The 16,152-nt window shown below is 36.0% G+C and carries 14 protein-coding genes, 1 riboswitch and 1 other annotated feature; of the genes, 9 read left to right on the top strand and 5 right to left on the bottom strand.

The genetic code is table 11. The features are described from left to right. Positions 1 to 5: 5 nt before the first annotated feature. A riboswitch (SAM riboswitch) is annotated at positions 6 to 108 on the top strand. Between the two features lie 294 nt (positions 109 to 402). Continuing rightward, on the top strand, positions 403 to 1,599 hold the full coding sequence (gene metK, locus BN2144_RS09935; protein WP_033828095.1) for a methionine adenosyltransferase: 1,197 nt from the start codon (positions 403 to 405) through the stop codon (positions 1,597 to 1,599). A gap of 75 nt (positions 1,600 to 1,674) precedes the next feature. Here the strand turns inward: metK and BN2144_RS09940 are convergent, their stop codons facing one another. Next, complete coding sequence (locus BN2144_RS09940; RefSeq protein WP_033828096.1) at positions 1,675 to 2,223, bottom strand: hypothetical protein; 549 nt, start codon at positions 2,221 to 2,223, stop codon at positions 1,675 to 1,677. Between the two features lie 13 nt (positions 2,224 to 2,236). Then, positions 2,237 to 2,680 carry an RrF2 family transcriptional regulator gene (locus BN2144_RS09945; RefSeq protein ID WP_033828097.1) on the bottom strand — a complete coding sequence of 148 codons (444 nt, stop codon included), beginning with the start codon at positions 2,678 to 2,680 and terminating at the stop codon, positions 2,237 to 2,239. A 245-nt stretch (positions 2,681 to 2,925) separates the two neighbouring features. Here BN2144_RS09945 and hmpA point away from each other — a divergent pair, with 245 nt between their 5' ends. Continuing rightward, positions 2,926 to 4,125: an NO-inducible flavohemoprotein gene (gene hmpA / locus BN2144_RS09950; RefSeq protein WP_033828098.1), complete on the top strand. Its 1,200-nt coding sequence runs from the start codon at positions 2,926 to 2,928 to the stop codon at positions 4,123 to 4,125. Positions 4,126 to 4,170: 45 nt separating this feature from the next. Here the strand turns inward: hmpA and BN2144_RS09955 are convergent, their stop codons facing one another. Further along, positions 4,171 to 4,686: a gamma carbonic anhydrase gene (locus tag BN2144_RS09955; protein ID WP_033828575.1), complete on the bottom strand. Its 516-nt coding sequence runs from the start codon at positions 4,684 to 4,686 to the stop codon at positions 4,171 to 4,173. Positions 4,687 to 4,869: 183 nt separating this feature from the next. On the opposite strand from BN2144_RS09955, the gene BN2144_RS09960 reads away from it, so the two are divergent. Further along, positions 4,870 to 5,940 (top strand): tetraprenyl-beta-curcumene synthase family protein, encoded by a 1,071-nt coding sequence (locus BN2144_RS09960; RefSeq protein ID WP_033828099.1) that lies wholly within the window; start codon positions 4,870 to 4,872, stop codon positions 5,938 to 5,940. 15 nt (positions 5,941 to 5,955) lie between these two features. After that, positions 5,956 to 6,957, top strand: a complete 1,002-nt coding sequence (locus tag BN2144_RS09965; protein WP_033828100.1) for an LLM class flavin-dependent oxidoreductase — start codon at positions 5,956 to 5,958, stop codon at positions 6,955 to 6,957. 258 nt (positions 6,958 to 7,215) lie between these two features. Here the strand turns inward: BN2144_RS09965 and BN2144_RS09970 are convergent, their stop codons facing one another. Beyond that, entirely contained in the window at positions 7,216 to 7,788 is a 573-nt protein-coding gene (locus BN2144_RS09970) for a tRNA 5-(aminomethyl)-2-thiouridylate-methyltransferase MnmM (RefSeq protein WP_033828101.1), read from the bottom strand. Continuing rightward, positions 7,785 to 8,750, bottom strand: coding sequence for a tRNA modification radical SAM protein MnmL/YtqA (locus BN2144_RS09975; protein ID WP_033828102.1), 966 nt, complete (start codon positions 8,748 to 8,750; stop codon positions 7,785 to 7,787). Before BN2144_RS09975 ends, BN2144_RS09970 begins: the two co-directional genes overlap by 4 nt. Before the next feature lie 441 nt (positions 8,751 to 9,191). Between BN2144_RS09975 and BN2144_RS09980 the strand changes: the two genes are divergently transcribed. From BN2144_RS09980 to leuS, 5 genes are all read left to right on the top strand, one after another. Continuing rightward, positions 9,192 to 9,458, top strand: a complete 267-nt coding sequence (locus BN2144_RS09980) for a YtzC family protein (protein ID WP_033828103.1) — start codon at positions 9,192 to 9,194, stop codon at positions 9,456 to 9,458. A gap of 695 nt (positions 9,459 to 10,153) precedes the next feature. Then, a complete protein-coding gene (locus BN2144_RS09985; RefSeq protein WP_033828104.1) occupies positions 10,154 to 11,344 on the top strand; it encodes an MDR family MFS transporter in 1,191 nt (396 codons plus the stop codon). Positions 11,345 to 11,504: 160 nt separating this feature from the next. Continuing rightward, positions 11,505 to 12,098 (top strand): biotin transporter BioY, encoded by a 594-nt coding sequence (locus BN2144_RS09990; protein ID WP_033828105.1) that lies wholly within the window; start codon positions 11,505 to 11,507, stop codon positions 12,096 to 12,098. 18 nt (positions 12,099 to 12,116) lie between these two features. Then, positions 12,117 to 13,100: a biotin synthase BioB gene (gene bioB, locus BN2144_RS09995; RefSeq protein ID WP_033828106.1), complete on the top strand. Its 984-nt coding sequence runs from the start codon at positions 12,117 to 12,119 to the stop codon at positions 13,098 to 13,100. A 225-nt stretch (positions 13,101 to 13,325) separates the two neighbouring features. Beyond that, positions 13,326 to 13,547 (top strand) — a binding site (T-box leader). Positions 13,548 to 13,624: 77 nt separating this feature from the next. After that, positions 13,625 to 16,060, top strand: a complete 2,436-nt coding sequence (gene leuS / locus BN2144_RS10000; protein ID WP_407638018.1) for a leucine--tRNA ligase — start codon at positions 13,625 to 13,627, stop codon at positions 16,058 to 16,060. The last annotated feature ends 92 nt before the right edge of the window (positions 16,061 to 16,152 follow it).

Consider the following 16,152-nt stretch of genomic DNA (forward strand, 5'->3'; position numbering starts at 1 on the left):
GGATACTCTTATCCTGAGACGGTGGAGGGACAGGCCCGAGGAAACCCAGCAACCTACTTTTATTAAGTAAGGTGCTAACCGAGCAAGGTAATCCTTGAACGATAAGAGTGAAAGGGAAATTGCGAATGAACCTTTCCTCAGATGGGGAAGGTTTTTTTCACTATATAGGGTGTAAAGTTTTAAAAAAATAATTATATCCATTTGGAATAACATTATAATTATAGAAGTCTGTTTTTTTAATTTAGAAGTTTTTTAATTATGTTCGCCCGATGGATATACTTATACGTTCATATTCCAATATGATTAGGGGAAACTGAATAATATAAGATTTTTTTGCTGCCAAATTCGCCAGAGCGATGTTTGTATCCGTTTATAGTTTCTTTTTACCGAAGGAGGAGAATTATGGGAACGCGACATCTTTTTACTTCAGAGTCCGTGACAGAAGGGCATCCCGACAAAATTTGTGATCAAATTTCTGATGCCATTCTTGATGCGATTTTAAGCAAAGATCCAAACGCGCGGGTTGCTGCGGAAACATCGATTACAACAGGGTTAGTTTTCGTGTTTGGAGAAATATCAACTACATCATATGTAGACATTCCTAAGATTGTTCGGGAAACAGTGCAAGAAATCGGTTATACTCGTGCAAAATATGGATTTGATGCGGAAACATGTGGGGTAATCACTGCGATTGATGAACAATCACCTGATATTGCTATGGGTGTAAATCAAGCGTTAGAAGCACGTGAAGGCGCAATGTCTGATGAAGAAATTGAAGCAATTGGAGCAGGGGACCAAGGCTTAATGTTTGGTTATGCATGTAATGAAACTGGGGAATTAATGCCTCTACCAATCTCATTAGCACATCGATTATCACGTCGTCTTTCAGAAGTGAGAAAAGAAGAGATATTGCCTTATTTACGTCCAGATGGAAAGACACAAGTCACAGTCGAATATGATGAAGATGGACAACCCGTACGTATTGATACAATTGTCGTTTCAACACAACATCATCCAGAAATATCATTGGAACAAATAAAAAAGGATATTAAAGAATGTGTTATCAGTCCGGTTGTACCGAGTGAATTTATTGATGAACAAACAAAATACTTCATTAATCCTACTGGTCGGTTCGTTATTGGCGGTCCTCAAGGAGATGCAGGATTAACGGGACGTAAAATTATTGTTGATACGTATGGTGGCTATGCCCGTCACGGTGGTGGGGCATTCTCAGGAAAAGATCCAACAAAAGTAGACCGTTCTGCTTCTTATGCTGCAAGATATGTTGCAAAGAACATTGTTGCTGCAGGACTAGCGGATAAATGTGAAGTCCAACTTGCTTATGCCATTGGTGTAGCCCAACCAGTTTCTATTTCAATTGATACATTCGGTACTGGAAAAGTAAATGAACAAGTATTAGTTGAATTAGTGCGGAAACATTTTGACTTGAGACCAGCAGGTATTATCAAAATGCTTGATTTACGTAGACCGATTTATAAACAAACAGCAGCATACGGACATTTTGGTCGGACAGATGTAAAATTACCATGGGAAAAAACAGATAAAGCGGAAATCTTAAAGAAAGAAGCCTTATTATAAATTCGAATCAAAAAACGCTTGGTCAATTAATGGCCAAGCGTTTTCATTCATTCGGCATACCCAGCAAGCCGTTAATCACCATTCTAAAGTTTTTCCATTTTTGTCATATAAAATTAATTCAGCAAATCTACTTCCTTTTTTTGCATCTTCCGGTAGTTTTTTATAGGCAATAAACTTTTCCCTTTTCACTACGTTCGTTGTAAAACGATAGCTAGACTTGGTTAGGTCAACTTTAATATGATCAATTTTTAGTTCTGGATTTTCACCAACGATGATTCCAAATATTCCTTTATTCGTATTTATTACATCATAAGAAACAAGGTTTGTTCCATAACTAGAATGTTCAATTTTATATCTCCCATTCCAACCTTTGATGAGATGTGCATAACCCATCTCGTTTTTATCGGTTTGTAGTAAAACAATATAAGAGCTTGAATCTCCTAATTGGACTTTTTCTAAAACAACGGCCTGTAATGGATCTGTCTCCCTATTAAACCAGGTATCTATTGCTTTTTGTATATCTTCTTTATTGTTTTTAATCTGATATTGATTGAAATAATAAAATGAGTAGCCTACAAGAGCAACAATAATAATAAATAAAAGAATAGAATAGATTTTTTTCAATATAAACTCCCCCTTATTGTTCGTTAAATAGTAAAGCACGGTAGGATTCTGGTCTTTTTACAATATCTGCTAATGTATATTGATCTAATACTTGTAAATACGCTTGCAATGCTTCTCTTAACATATGGGTTAGTCCACAAATCGGTGTAATTACACATGGGTTTGGATTATCTGGATTAAAGCATTCGACTAAGTAAAAGTCCTCCTCTGTCTGCCGAATGAGCTTTCCAATATTTATATCTTCAGGTTTTTTTGCTAAGCGAAAACCACCGTTCCTTCCACGTATCGTTTCAATGATTCCAAGTTTCCCTAGATGGTGGACAACCTTCATTAAATGATTTTTTGATATTCCGTAAGCAGTAGAAATCTCTTGTATATTACAAAGCCGATTTTCATCAAGTACAGCTAGATAAATAAGTGTTCTTAAAGAATAATCTGTATACGTTGTTAGTTTCATCATATCACCATTAAAAAATATTTCGTTATCGAAAAATTAAAGAAAATTAATATGAATCTATTATACAACAATTAATGTGAAGGAAGACAATTGGAAACTTATAAATTTTTCTACACGAGACTGTGTGTATGACAAATTGGAATTGTGAACATTTTTTAAAAGATGTATTTTAAATATTGCTTTTACCCAATCCTTACTTTAAATTAAAGATATATTTAATTTACATGTTTAAGGAGATGGATATAGTGTTATCTGAAAAAACAGTTGAAATTGTAAAATCGACCGTACCCGTTTTAGTGGAATATGGAACAACGATAACAAGTACTTTTTATAAAAGGATGTTTAAAAATCATCCAGAACTATTAAACTACTTTAATCAAGCGAATCAAAGAAAAGGAAGCCAACCAACTGCATTGGCTAATACAGTAATTGCTGCTGGCAAACATATCGATAATCTCGCTGCAATCATCCCAGTTGTAAAACAAATTGCTCATAAGCATCGTGCATTAGGTATTCGTCCAGAGCATTATCCGATTGTTGGAGAAAATTTATTAGCAGCAATTAAAGAAGTATTAGGTGATGCAGCGACAGATGAAATAATAGCTGCATGGGGTGAAGCGTATGGTGAAATTGCTAACGCCTTTATTGGTGTCGAGGCAGAAATGTACCGCGAAGCTAGCAAACAAGTAGGTGGATGGGCTGATTTTAAAGCGTTTACAGTGATTAATAAAGTACAAGAAAGTGATATTATTACATCTTTTTACTTAAAACCAAGTGATGGTAAATCGATTCCAAACTTTCTTCCAGGTCAATATATAACCGTTCGTTTACGCATACCTGGAGAAACATATAAACATAACCGCCATTACAGTATATCCAATGCACCTGGAAAAGATTATTTCCGTATTTCGGTAAAACGTGAAAATGAACATGAACCAGCTGGGATTGTTTCAAATTATTTACATGACCATGTTCATATAGGAAATGTAATTGACATTAGTGCGCCTGCTGGGGATTTCGTCTTGAATTTTGAAGAAGAAGAGCCTGTAGCATTTATAAGCGGAGGCGTAGGGATTACACCGTTATTTAGTATGTTTGAATCGTTAGTACAAAAAGAAAGTAATCGAGACATTACATTTATCCAAGCTGCTAAAAATAAAAATGTTTTAGCATTGAATGATAGTATTAAAGAACTTGTAAATCAAGTCGGAAACGCAAAAGCATATACGGTATTAGAAGAAGTTGACGAAAATACTCCATGTGACCATATTGGTTATATTAATCAAGCCTTTTTAGAAAACATCATTTCTAGAGACACCATTTGTTATGTTTGTGGTCCAGTTCCTTTCATGAAGGCAGTTGTAGGTATATTAAGGAATATGGGCATTTCCGAAGAAAATATTCGTTTTGAATTTTTCGGACCGAAAATGGAGCTTGCACAGTAATTCTTACACAAAAGAAACCGGGTTTCCCACTACCCGGTTTTCTTTCTATTCGTCTCTTAAACTTTTATAAAATTGTCCTTTTTCACGGTACTCTTTATAAATGCGATCCATTTCTTTATAATCATCATCTGTTAATTCCCGAATGACTTTAGCTGGTCTTCCAAATGCCAATGTCCGGGGTGGAATTTTTTTATCTGGTGGCACAAGACTTCCAGCCCCAACAAATGCATGTTCCCCGATTTCTGCCCCATCAAGAATGATTGAGCCCATCCCAACTAAAGCATTCTTTCTTATAATACAACTATGTAATGTTACTTGATGGCCGATTGTTACATTATCTTCTAAAATTAATGAGTTATTCGGACTTTGGTGAAGCATACATAAATCTTGAATATTTGTATTGTTTCCGATTTTTGTTGGGGCAACATCACCACGAATAACCGTTTGAAACCAAACACTCGCGTATTCGCCAATTTCGACATCACCTGTTACGGTAACAAAATCTGCTAAATATGCTGTTTCGGCAATTTTTGGATAAACACCTTTATAAGGATAAACTATATACATGAACATACAACCCTTCATTTTTTGTTAAAATAACTTAATTTTTATTTTACATGAAAATAAGAAATTTTCCATTTTAATATGAAAAGAGTCCAATATTTCCAATTTCCGGATTGGATTCGTTATAATAATAATTAAACAGTTCTTTTCGCAATAACAAATGTAAGTGAGGCGAATTTCGTGGCTGTACCAACAAAACCAATCACATTAATGGTTCATTCCTATAAAAAAATTTTTCCAACAGTTCATAAGGAATTGGACTATTGGAAAAAACGTGCTGAGGAAATCCCAAATGCCGAGCTAAGAAAACAAGCACTTCTCAGTATTCGTACAAAACAATTTCATTGCGAAGGTGGAGCAATTTTAGCTCTTTTAGCAGAAGAAAAGTATCGGGAAGTTATTAAATTTATTGTTGCCTATCAAACAATTAGTGACTATTTAGATAATTTATGTGATCGATCAACTTCTCAAGACCCGATAGATTTTCGAGCTTTACATGAATCAATGATGCATGCATTGATGCTAAATGGGAAAGCGGACAACAACTATTATCGTTATCGCGAAGACCAAGATGATGGTGGTTATTTATCTGAACTTGTTCGTACTTGTCAAGAAGTGTTGGTAACTATTTCACATTATCCTCTTATTAAGGAATATTTGCATGAACTGTGCCAATATTACTGTGATTTACAAGTACATAAACATGTCAAAGTAGAGGAAAGAGTTCCGAGGCTAAAAAAGTGGTTTTCCGAGACAAGAGATCATTTGCCAACAATGGAATGGTACGAGTTTTCCGCCTGTTCCGGATCAACGTTAGGAATTTTCTGCTTAGTGTCGTATGCGATGAGAGAGGATTTTACAGCAGAAGAAAGTGCTTTAATTCGAAATGGGTATTTTCCATATGTTCAAGGTTTACATATTTTATTAGATTATCTTATCGATCAAGAAGAGGATCGGCAAGGTGGCGACTTAAATTTCTGTTTTTATTACGAAAATCATGAACAAATGTTTGATCGTTTTCGTCTTTTCATTAAGGAAGCTGATGTTCATACAAATCAATTACCTAATCGGAAATTTCATCAGTTAATTAACCGTGGCTTACTCGGACTATATTTATCAGATGGAAAAGTAGCAGAACAGGATTCATTAAAAAGTTTAACGAAAAAATTACTCAAGTTAGGCGGATCAAAAAGTTATTTCTTTTATATAAATGCAAAGGCTTATCGGAAATGGCAAGAAAAAAGTAAATAGAAAGGGATGGAGAAAATGTCAATAAAATTAAGTGTTTTAGATCAATCCCCTATATCAGAAGGGCAATCGGCAGAGGAGGCCTTAACCAATACAGTTGAACTAGCAAAAGCAGTGGAATCTTGGGGTTATGAACGGTTTTGGGTATCGGAACATCATGATTCAACAAGTTTAGCAGGTTCCTCACCAGAAGTTTTACTCTCATATTTAGCAGCAAAAACAGACCATATTCGTCTCGGGTCTGGTGGGGTGATGCTCCCTCACTATAGTCCATATAAAGTTGCTGAAAACTTTCGTGTACTTGAAGGCTTAGCACCTGGTCGAATTGATTTAGGTGTTGGTCGTGCTCCTGGTGGAATGCCACGGGCAACCATTGCATTAAATAATGGGCGTTATCGCAATGTCGATGATTATCCAACTAAAGTGGAAGAATTGCTTCAGTTCCTTCATGATGAAATTCCCCAAACGCACTCTTTATACGGATTGAAAACTTCACCATTAGTGAAAACGAGCCCAGATTTGTGGATGTTAGGATCAAGTTCAGCGAGTGCATTGTTAGCAGCACAAATGGGACTCCCTTATAACTTTGCTTTATTTATTAACGGAGAAGGTGGCGAATCGTTTATGCGTCATTACCTAAATAACTTCACACCTTCAAAATATTTAAGTAAACCAAGAAATATGGTAGCTGTATTTACCGTTTGTGCCGAAACTGATGAAGAAGCAGAGCGTGTGGCATCAAGTATTGATTTAAGTATGATTATGCTAGAACAAGGTATGGAATCGAAAGGTGTACCTAGTCCAGAGATGGCTCTGAAATACCCGTATACACCATATGAATTGGCGCGAATTAAAGAAAATCGAAAACGAATGGTCGTCGGAAGTCCGAAAACGGTAAAGGCAAGACTTGAACAAATAAGTGAGGATTACCAAACAGATGAAATTATGTTAGTATCGATCATTTATGATTTTCAAGATAAGTTAAAGTCATTTCAATTAGTAGCTGAAGCGGTTTTGTAAAAACTGTACAAATAAAAAGAAATAAAGCAATAAAAATGGGAAACCACAATAATTTAGGTTTCCCAGCTTTGTATTTAATGGGGCTGTCCAGAAAGAGTGTATTTTTGATTTTCGGATGCCCATATTCATGTTTCAAAACCTTGATATATCGATATTCTTGATTATCACATTTTTTATGAGATCCACTTTTAGGACAACCTCGGACTTCTTCTGAGTAAAGTTTACTATTTATTTTAATAGGAATTGTACTTATCGGCTTTATCTTTTTTCAATCGCAACAATAAACGGTGGATCATTTTTTTGATTTATAAATTGATAAAGTAACACATGTGCTTTGTTTTGGTCAATATGGGTAACATAATCAAGTAAGACATCTTTTTCGTTTTTTCCTTCAGGATGTCCGTGATAAATTACTAAAACAATGATGCCTTCCTTATCCATTATTTCTAATAACTGTTCAATCGCTGCAATCGTAGTGTTCGGTTTTGTAACAATGGAATGATCTCCTTTTGGTAGGTAACCGAGATTGAAAATAGCTGCTTTAATTTTACCGTGGAAATCATTTGGAATATATGTTTTTACGTTTTCATGTCCAACTTGGAATAAAAGAACATTTTTATCTTTATCATGTTGAATTAATTGCTTTTTTGTCTGATTAATCGCCTCACGTTGTATATCAAAGCCAAAAACCACACCAGTAGGACCGACGAGTTCAGATAGAAACAAAGTATCATTTCCATTCCCAACTGTCGCATCAACTACGCCGTCGCCAATGGATGCAGCTTTTTTTATTAATTGATGAGAAAAAGGTAAGATTTTTTCTAATTTCATATCCCGTTCACACCTTTAGTAACCTGAGCAGTATAGTATTTACCTTGATAACTGTTTCTTCTTTTTAACTCATCATCAATTGCGTTTAATACTTCCCATTTATTTACACTCCACATTGGACCAACCATTAAATCGATTGGACCGTCACCCGTTATCCGATGAACAATCATTTCAGGTGGTAAAATTTCCAATTGGTCACAAACCAAACTTACATATTCATCGAATGTCAAAAATTTCAACATCCCTTTTTCATATTGTTTCACCATGGGCGTGCCTTTTAATAAATGTAGTAGGTGAATTTTTATCCCTTGCACATCGAGATTGGCAACAGCTCTTGTAGATTCCATCATCATTTCTGGTGTTTCCATTGGTAAGCCATTAATAATATGACTACAAATGCGAATGTTTTTTTTGCGAAGTTTTTCCACACCTTCAACGTACGTTTTAAAATCATGCGCACGATTAATTAGTTTTGCCGTCGTTTCGTGAACGGTTTGTAAACCTAATTCCACCCAAAGGTACGTACGCTCATTCAGTTCAGCTAAATATTCTACAACATCATCTGGTAAGCAGTCAGGTCTTGTTGCGATTGATAAGCCGACAACACCTTCTTGCTGTAATGCTACTTCATATTTTTCTTTAAGAACATCTACAGGAGCATGTGTATTTGTAAAGGCTTGGAAATAGGCAATATATTTTCCATTTTTCCATTTCGTATGCATTTTTTCTTTTATTTGTTGAAATTGAACTTCAATGGGGAGAGCCCGATTCCCAGCAAAATCACCAGAGCCTGCTGCACTACAAAATGTACAACCACCGTAAGCGACCGTGCCATCTCGGTTCGGACAGTCAAACCCACCATCTAAAGATATTTTAAACACTTTATGTCCAAAATGATTTCGTAAATGGTAATTCCAAGTATGGTATCGTTTATTATCTATTGAATATGAAAATGGATTCATGTAAAAACTTCCTTTCAGTACAAAACTATAACATCATTTTATCATGTGAAAGATAATTTTCCTATGTAATGGAAAAAGGAGAGATGGGAAGGATATGGTTGTATGCTTAGGGATTTTTTGGCGAATAGGAAAGTATAAATCTTCCAATTTCTACCTTCCTATACACATAAGCGCATCAGGAAGGATCTTACAGCTCATCAAAGCTGAAACTCTCTTTCCGTCCGACGAACGCTAGTCTCTTTGGTTACTTAAAGGCTCAAGCGTCCCTGAGTTATCTTAAAAAGTTGGTGGTTCCTATTCAGGTGGTTAAGACAAGATTTTGTCCAACAATTTTCCCATAAATTAAAAGTCAATATTTTGTGCGTTAAAGTAAAGAATATATGTTGAAAGTGGTTTTGTTACCCTTTCATAGAAGTGAAAATGGTGGTTAGGGGGATTACCATGACAACGCGAGAATCCTTAGAGCAGTTTCTTAGTCAATGTGAACAAACGGTTGATTATGCGAGGGAACAGTTAATAGATGGTTCCAAACAGGGACATTTTCATGACCAAGAATATAGTGAGGCACAGCAAATGTTGGAAGAACAATACAATCAGTTAATGGCTGTTTATCGAAGTGCCAATGCGATACAGCGAGACCGACTTCACCGGATGCGCTTGAAAATTCAATCTTTGCAAAATGAAATGACTTTGCTCGACCATCATTAATAGCTAACAAAAGGCAATCCAATTGGGTTGCCTTTTGTTAGCTAATAGAAAGCATAAATTTTCCATTTTTTCTCCTCCTATACGAATAAGCGCACTAGGAGGGATTCAGCAGCATTACATCAAAGCAAAAATTTTTCTTTTCGGAGAACTCAAGTCACTTGATTGTCTGGAGGCTCTAGCATCTTAAGTTTTTTATTGGGCTAACATGAAAAAAATGACGTTTCACTAGTATAGATGATCGATTCGCGGTGGAATAGGAAGAAACGGTTATCTAGAAAGGTTCTAGACGCCCAAATAGCGGAAAAAAAGAATAAAATGGTCAACTAGAAAGGTTCTAGACGCCCAAATAGCGGAGAAAAAGGATAAAAAGGTCATCTAGAAGGGTTTCTAAACACCCCACTCAAGGCCTATCGAATTGAAGTAATCATGTGCCACATCCACACCAAATAATCCAACAATAAAAAACAGACAAGCCCATTCATACGAGGAATTTCCGTTGTATTGTTCATATGAACGAATTCGAATTTCACTTTCGGGTTAAAAAAGTGTGCTTTATTTCTCACTTTCAAATTCACAGATTGTTCGATGAATAAAGAAATCTCCTCTTTCGAAAAATTCCCTTTGCATGTTTATAAAAAAGTCTCTAAAATTATTTTGATATACGAAATATTGATTTGTTAAAGGAGAACGTTTTTATGCCACGTGCGTTTTGGCTTATTTTCATCGGTCATTTTATTAACACAACAGGTAGTTCATTTTTATGGCCGTTAAATACAATTTACTTACATGAATATTTAGGGAAATCATTATCGGTAGCAGGTTTTGTATTAATGTTAAATGCTGGTGCATCAGTTGTCGGCAATTTGCTTGGGGGGTATTTATTCGATAAAATTGGTGGCTTTAAAGCGATTATTTCTGGAGCGGGAATTACACTAATTGCTTTAGTTATTTTAACTTTTTCCCATGGATGGCCAAGTTACCCGATTTTACTTGTTTTTATCGGTTTAGGATCAGGTATTGTTAATCCTTCCATTTATGCAATGGCCGGCGTTGCATGGAAAGAAGGAGGAAGGCGAGCATTCAATGCGATGTATGTTGCTGCTAACATTGGTGTAGCAATTGGTTCAGCCATGGGTGGATTTATTGCTTCCATTTCATTTAATCTTATTTTTATCTCTAATTTAACTTTATATATTGTTTTCTTTTTTATTGCTTATTTTTATTATCGCCATATATCTGATGAGGCAGTTAGCGCGACCTCTGCGATAAAGATCCATTCTCCCAATAATAAGGATTACAGTCCGAATATGCGTGCATTACTAATTGTTTCAATTGGATATGCACTCTGTTGGGTCGGTTATGTACAATGGCAAACAACCATTGCAACGTACACACAAGACTTAAAAATATCACTTGAACAATATAGTTTATTATGGACGGTAAATGGTGCATTAATTGTTCTAGCCCAACCGCTACTTGCTGTTTTTGTTAACAAATTTGCTAAAACGGTTAAAGTACAAATGGTTACGGGAATTTTTATTTTTATTCTTTCGTTCGGTGTCGTCTTTTTATCATCAAAATTCACCGGGTTTTTGGCAGCAATGATTATTTTAACTTGTGGCGAGATGCTTGTTTGGCCGGCCATCCCGACGATTGCAGATATGCTTGCACCAAAAGGTAAACAGGGCTTTTATCAAGGGATTGTCAATAGTGCAGCAACCGGTGGAAGGATGATTGGTCCTATGTTAGGTGGGATTTTAGTTGACCAGTATGGGATTCATCTTTTAATGATTATTTTAGTGTTTTTCTTTATCATCGCAATTGGTACATCATTATTTTATGATAAAGGCTTACAAGAAGAGAAACAACTAACGAAGATTGTATAAGTAGAAGCTATCTAATTTTAGGTAGCTTTTTTTCATGCCTATAAACTTTAAAGGGAAAATTTTTATAAAATATATGTTAACTTTTTATAAAAATAGGTTGACAAATAATAGCCTGTCAATTATTTTTAAATTATGAAAATATGACAAAGGGGATATTAGAATGAAAAAAATGAAGACGATTGAAATTACTTTAGTCAGTATGTTTGTTGTATTAATCGCGATTGGAGCAAATATTACTTCAATCATACCGTTTTTAGTTGTTGGTGGTGTACCAATTACTCTTCAAACATTTTTTGCCGTATTATCAGGATTAATTTTAGGTAGTCGATTAGGTGCAATTGCTACAAGTGTTTATGCATTTATGGGACTTGTCGGCTTGCCAGTTTTTGCGCGTTTTAGTGGCGGGTTTGGTTCAATTATTAGTCCAACATTTGGTTTCATCTTATCCTTTATTTTAGCTGCATATGTTGGTGGAAAAATCGTTGCCAATAAGAAAACAGTCACGCCATATATCATTGCTGCATTTGTTGGGACGTTTATAAATTACTTTATTGGGACGAATTGGATGTATTTTGCTTATAAATTTTGGGCTGATGCACCTGAAGGCTTTACGTATGGGATGGCTTGGTTATGGATGTTACCTCCGCTTCCGAAAGACATCATTCTTGCTGCTGTTGCTGGTGTATTTGCTCATAAAATGCGGGTTACTGTGTTAACAAAAGGACAGTTTAAAAATATTAATCTTAGTGCATAAAGTGAAGGGGGAGACGTGATGGATTGGAAGAGGTTAGCTAAGAATATTTTAGAAGGGTATGAAGTTTCAAAGGAAGAGGCGTTATCAATCTTACATACGCCAGATGAAGACTTACTAGAACTACTTCACGGTTCATATATTATTCGTCATTACTACTACGGCAATAAAGTAAAATTAAACAAAATAAAAAATGTTAAATCAGGGATATGTCCTGAGAATTGTAGCTACTGTTCTCAATCAAGTATTTCACAAGCTCCAGTTGAAAAATATACAATGTTGTCTAAAGAGGAGATTTTAGCGGGAGCAAAGCAAGCTTATGAAATGAAAGTAGGAACGTATTGTATCGTCGCAAGTGGACGTGGCCCTAGTAACCGGGAGATAGAAAATGTTACCCAAGCTGTAAGGGAAATTAAAGAACGGTATCAACTGACGGTCTGTGCTTGTTTAGGTATTTTAAAAACTGAACAGGCGGTGAAATTAAAAGAAGCTGGTGTTGATCGTTACAATCATAATATAAATACTTCGGAAAGGCATCATGAAGCAATTACAACTTCTCATACATATAGTGACCGTGTGAATACGGTGGAATTGGTGAAGCAAGTTGGAATTTCTCCGTGTTCGGGGATCATTGTCGGTATGAAAGAAACAAGTCAAGATGTAGTTGATATGGCCTTTAGTTTGAAAACTATGGACGCAGATTCAATTCCAGTCAACTTTTTAAATGCTATTCCGGGAACACCTTTAGCGGGTACAAACGAGCTCAATCCTCGTTATTGTTTAAAAGTATTGGCGATGATGCGGTACGTAAATCCGACAAAGGAAATTCGAATTTCTGGTGGTCGTGAAGTGAATTTGCGCAGTCTTCAGCCATTGGGATTGTATCCAGCAAACTCAATTTTTATTGGGGACTATTTAACGACAGAAGGGCAAGCAAATTCGAGTGATTATCAAATGTTAGAGGACCTAGGTTTTACAATTGATTTCAGCCTTGTTCATTCGTAATATATTTATCTTTGTAAAAAGAGCGCCGTTGGATTACGCTCTTTTTCTGCTTGAAATGTTTCTCGCAAAGCATTCACTGCTGATATTTTTAGGGAAATTGACCAATCTCACAGTTACGACTTACAAGTTCATCGTTGAAGACTCTAAACGACTCATTATCGAAATTTATCGAACTTTGCTTGCTTTTTCTAATAAACTTTTCTATAATAATTGGCATAGAATTGGATAAAAACGGTGACAAGGAGTAGTAGTGTTTTCTATTGGTAATAGAGAGCTAACGGTTGGTGAAAGTTAGTCCTTAGGAACATGAACTCGCCTTTGAGTTGCAAATATGAAATAAGTAGTATTTGCCGTTTACCCACGTTACGGGAGAATCAAGCGAATATACAACTTTACGTATATTAAATTGGGTGGTACCGCGGGAGATACAATCCTCTCGTCCCAAATCATTATTTGGGATGGGGGGATTTTTGTTTGTTTTACATTTAAAACTGCTTCATCATGGTCAAAATGATTGATAAACAATGATAGAGGAGGAAAATTCAGTGAGTTACAACCATAGAAAAATCGAAAAGAAATGGCAAAATTACTGGTTAGAAAATCATACGTTCCGAACAACGGAAGATAAAAACAAGCCGAAATACTTTGCAATGCCGATGTTTCCATATCCATCTGGGGCCGGACTTCATGTTGGACATCCAAAAAGTTATACAGCAGTTGATATCGTTGCTCGCCAAAAACGGATGCAAGGATATAATGTGCTTCATCCTATGGGGTGGGATGCATTTGGTTTACCTGCTGAACAGTATGCAATTGATACGGGGAATGATCCAGCAGAATTTACAGAGAAAAATATTCAAACGTTTAAAAATCAAATTAATTCACTCGGTTTAAGCTATGATTGGGAGCGGGAAGTCAATACAACAGACCCGCATTATTACAAATGGACCCAATGGATTTTTATTAAACTATATGAAAAAGGACTCGCATATGTTGATGAAGTACCTGTAAACTGGTGTCCGGCACTCGGTACAGTCCTTGCCAATGAAGAAGTAATTGATGGGAAAAGTGAGCGCGGTGGCCATCCAGTTATTCGTAAACCAATGCGTCAATGGATTTTAAAAATTACCGAATATGCTGATCGTCTTCTTGAAGATTTAGAAGAACTTGACTGGCCTGAAAGCTTAAAAGAAATGCAACGAAATTGGATTGGACGTTCAGAAGGTGCGGAAATTAACTTCCAAATTGACGGTCATGATGAAACATTTACTGTATTTACAACTCGTCCAGATACGTTATTTGGTGCAACTTATGCAGTTTTAGCGCCAGAACACCATTTAGTTGAAAAAATTACTACAGCCGAACAAAAGGCGGTAGTGGAAGCATATTTACAAGAAGTTCAAACAAAATCAGACTTAGAACGTACAGACTTAGCAAAAGATAAAACAGGTGTATTTACTGGAGCTTATGCAATTAATCCGGTAAATGGGGAAAAAATGCCAATATGGATTGCCGATTATGTTTTAGCTAGTTACGGAACAGGTGCAATTATGGCGGTACCAGGCCATGATGAGCGGGACTATGAATTTGCGAAAAAATTCGAATTACCCATTCGTGAAGTTGTCGCTGGTGGAGATATTGAAAAAGAAGCCTATACGGGTGATGGAATACATGTAAATTCAGGATTTCTAGATGGATTAAATAAAGAAGAAGCGATTCAAAAAATGATCGCTTGGGTAGAGGAGAAAGGGATTGGTACAAAAAAAATCCAATACAAACTTCGTGACTGGTTATTTAGTCGCCAACGTTATTGGGGTGAACCGATTCCGATTATCATTTGGGAAGATGGAACGATGACAACTGTTCCTGAAGAAGAACTACCACTTCTTTTACCAGAAATGAAAGAAATTAAACCTTCTGGAACGGGTGAATCTCCACTTGCGAATGCGAAGGAATGGTTGGAAGTAGTGGATCCTGTGACAGGTAAAAAAGGTCGGAGAGAAACAAATACAATGCCACAATGGGCTGGAAGCTGTTGGTACTATTTACGCTACATTGATCCGTATAATGATGACTTTCTCGCTGATCCGGAAAAACTTAAATATTGGCTTTCTGTTGACCTTTATATTGGTGGTGCAGAACACGCTGTACTACACTTATTGTATGCACGCTTCTGGCATAAAGTATTATATGATTTAGGGGTTGTTCCGACAAAAGAACCATTCCAAAAATTAGTCAACCAAGGAATGATTCTTGGAGAAAACCATGAGAAAATGAGTAAATCAAAAGGAAATGTTGTCAATCCTGATGAAATTGTTGATAGCCATGGTGCAGATACATTGCGGCTATACGAAATGTTCATGGGACCTTTAGAAGCATCTGCTCCTTGGTCAACAACAGGACTTGATGGTGCTCGACGATTCTTAGACCGTATTTGGCGTTTGTTCGTTAATGAAGACGGAACATTATCGAATAAAGTTGTTGCCACTACTGGCGGAGATTTAGAGAAAATATATCACCGTACAGTGAAGAAAGTAACAGAAGATTATAATGGTTTACATTTTAATACGGCTATTTCCCAATTAATGGTGTTCATTAATGATGCCTACAAAGTTGACGAAGTGCCAAAACAATATGCAGAAGGTTTTGTTCAATTACTTTCACCGATTTGCCCGCATATTGCAGAAGAGTTATGGCAAATTCTAGGTCATGATGATTCGATTACTTATTCGAACTGGCCAACATATGACGAGGAAAAATTAGTTGATAATGAAATTGAAATCGTCATTCAGGTGAATGGAAAAGTGAGAGCGAAGAAAAAAGTTCCTGTGAATAGTACGAAAGAACAATTAGAAGAAATTGCAAAAAATGATGAAAATATTCAAGCACAAATCGCAGGAAAAACAATTCGAAAAGTAATTGCGGTACCAGGAAAGCTAGTTAATATCGTTGCAAACTAATGTATTTTAGAAAGTCGTCTTATACAGGCGGCTTTTTTTCTTAGCTTGCTATATAGGGAAATTGTAGTTGTTAAAATCAAATGATTTCATAA

The sequence above is a fragment of the Bacillus andreraoultii genome (assembly GCF_001244735.1).
GTDB lineage: Bacteria > Bacillota > Bacilli > Bacillales > Caldibacillaceae > Caldifermentibacillus > Caldifermentibacillus andreraoultii.

Bases quoted from the DNA above. Each gene is read 5' to 3' on its own strand.
- metK (WP_033828095.1), top strand. From the start codon at position 403: ATGGGAACGCGACATCTTTTTACTTCAGAGTCCGTGACAGAAGGGCAT.
- leuS (WP_407638018.1), top strand. From the start codon at position 13,625: ATGATAGAGGAGGAAAATTCAGTGAGTTACAACCATAGAAAAATCGAA.
- BN2144_RS09965 (WP_033828100.1), top strand. From the start codon at position 5,956: ATGTCAATAAAATTAAGTGTTTTAGATCAATCCCCTATATCAGAAGGG.
- BN2144_RS09975 (WP_033828102.1), bottom strand. From the start codon at position 8,750: ATGAATCCATTTTCATATTCAATAGATAATAAACGATACCATACTTGG.
- BN2144_RS09990 (WP_033828105.1), top strand. From the start codon at position 11,505: ATGAAAAAAATGAAGACGATTGAAATTACTTTAGTCAGTATGTTTGTT.
- BN2144_RS09970 (WP_033828101.1), bottom strand. From the start codon at position 7,788: ATGAAATTAGAAAAAATCTTACCTTTTTCTCATCAATTAATAAAAAAA.
- BN2144_RS09980 (WP_033828103.1), top strand. From the start codon at position 9,192: ATGACAACGCGAGAATCCTTAGAGCAGTTTCTTAGTCAATGTGAACAA.
- BN2144_RS09985 (WP_033828104.1), top strand. From the start codon at position 10,154: ATGCCACGTGCGTTTTGGCTTATTTTCATCGGTCATTTTATTAACACA.
- bioB (WP_033828106.1), top strand. From the start codon at position 12,117: ATGGATTGGAAGAGGTTAGCTAAGAATATTTTAGAAGGGTATGAAGTT.
- BN2144_RS09945 (WP_033828097.1), bottom strand. From the start codon at position 2,680: ATGAAACTAACAACGTATACAGATTATTCTTTAAGAACACTTATTTAT.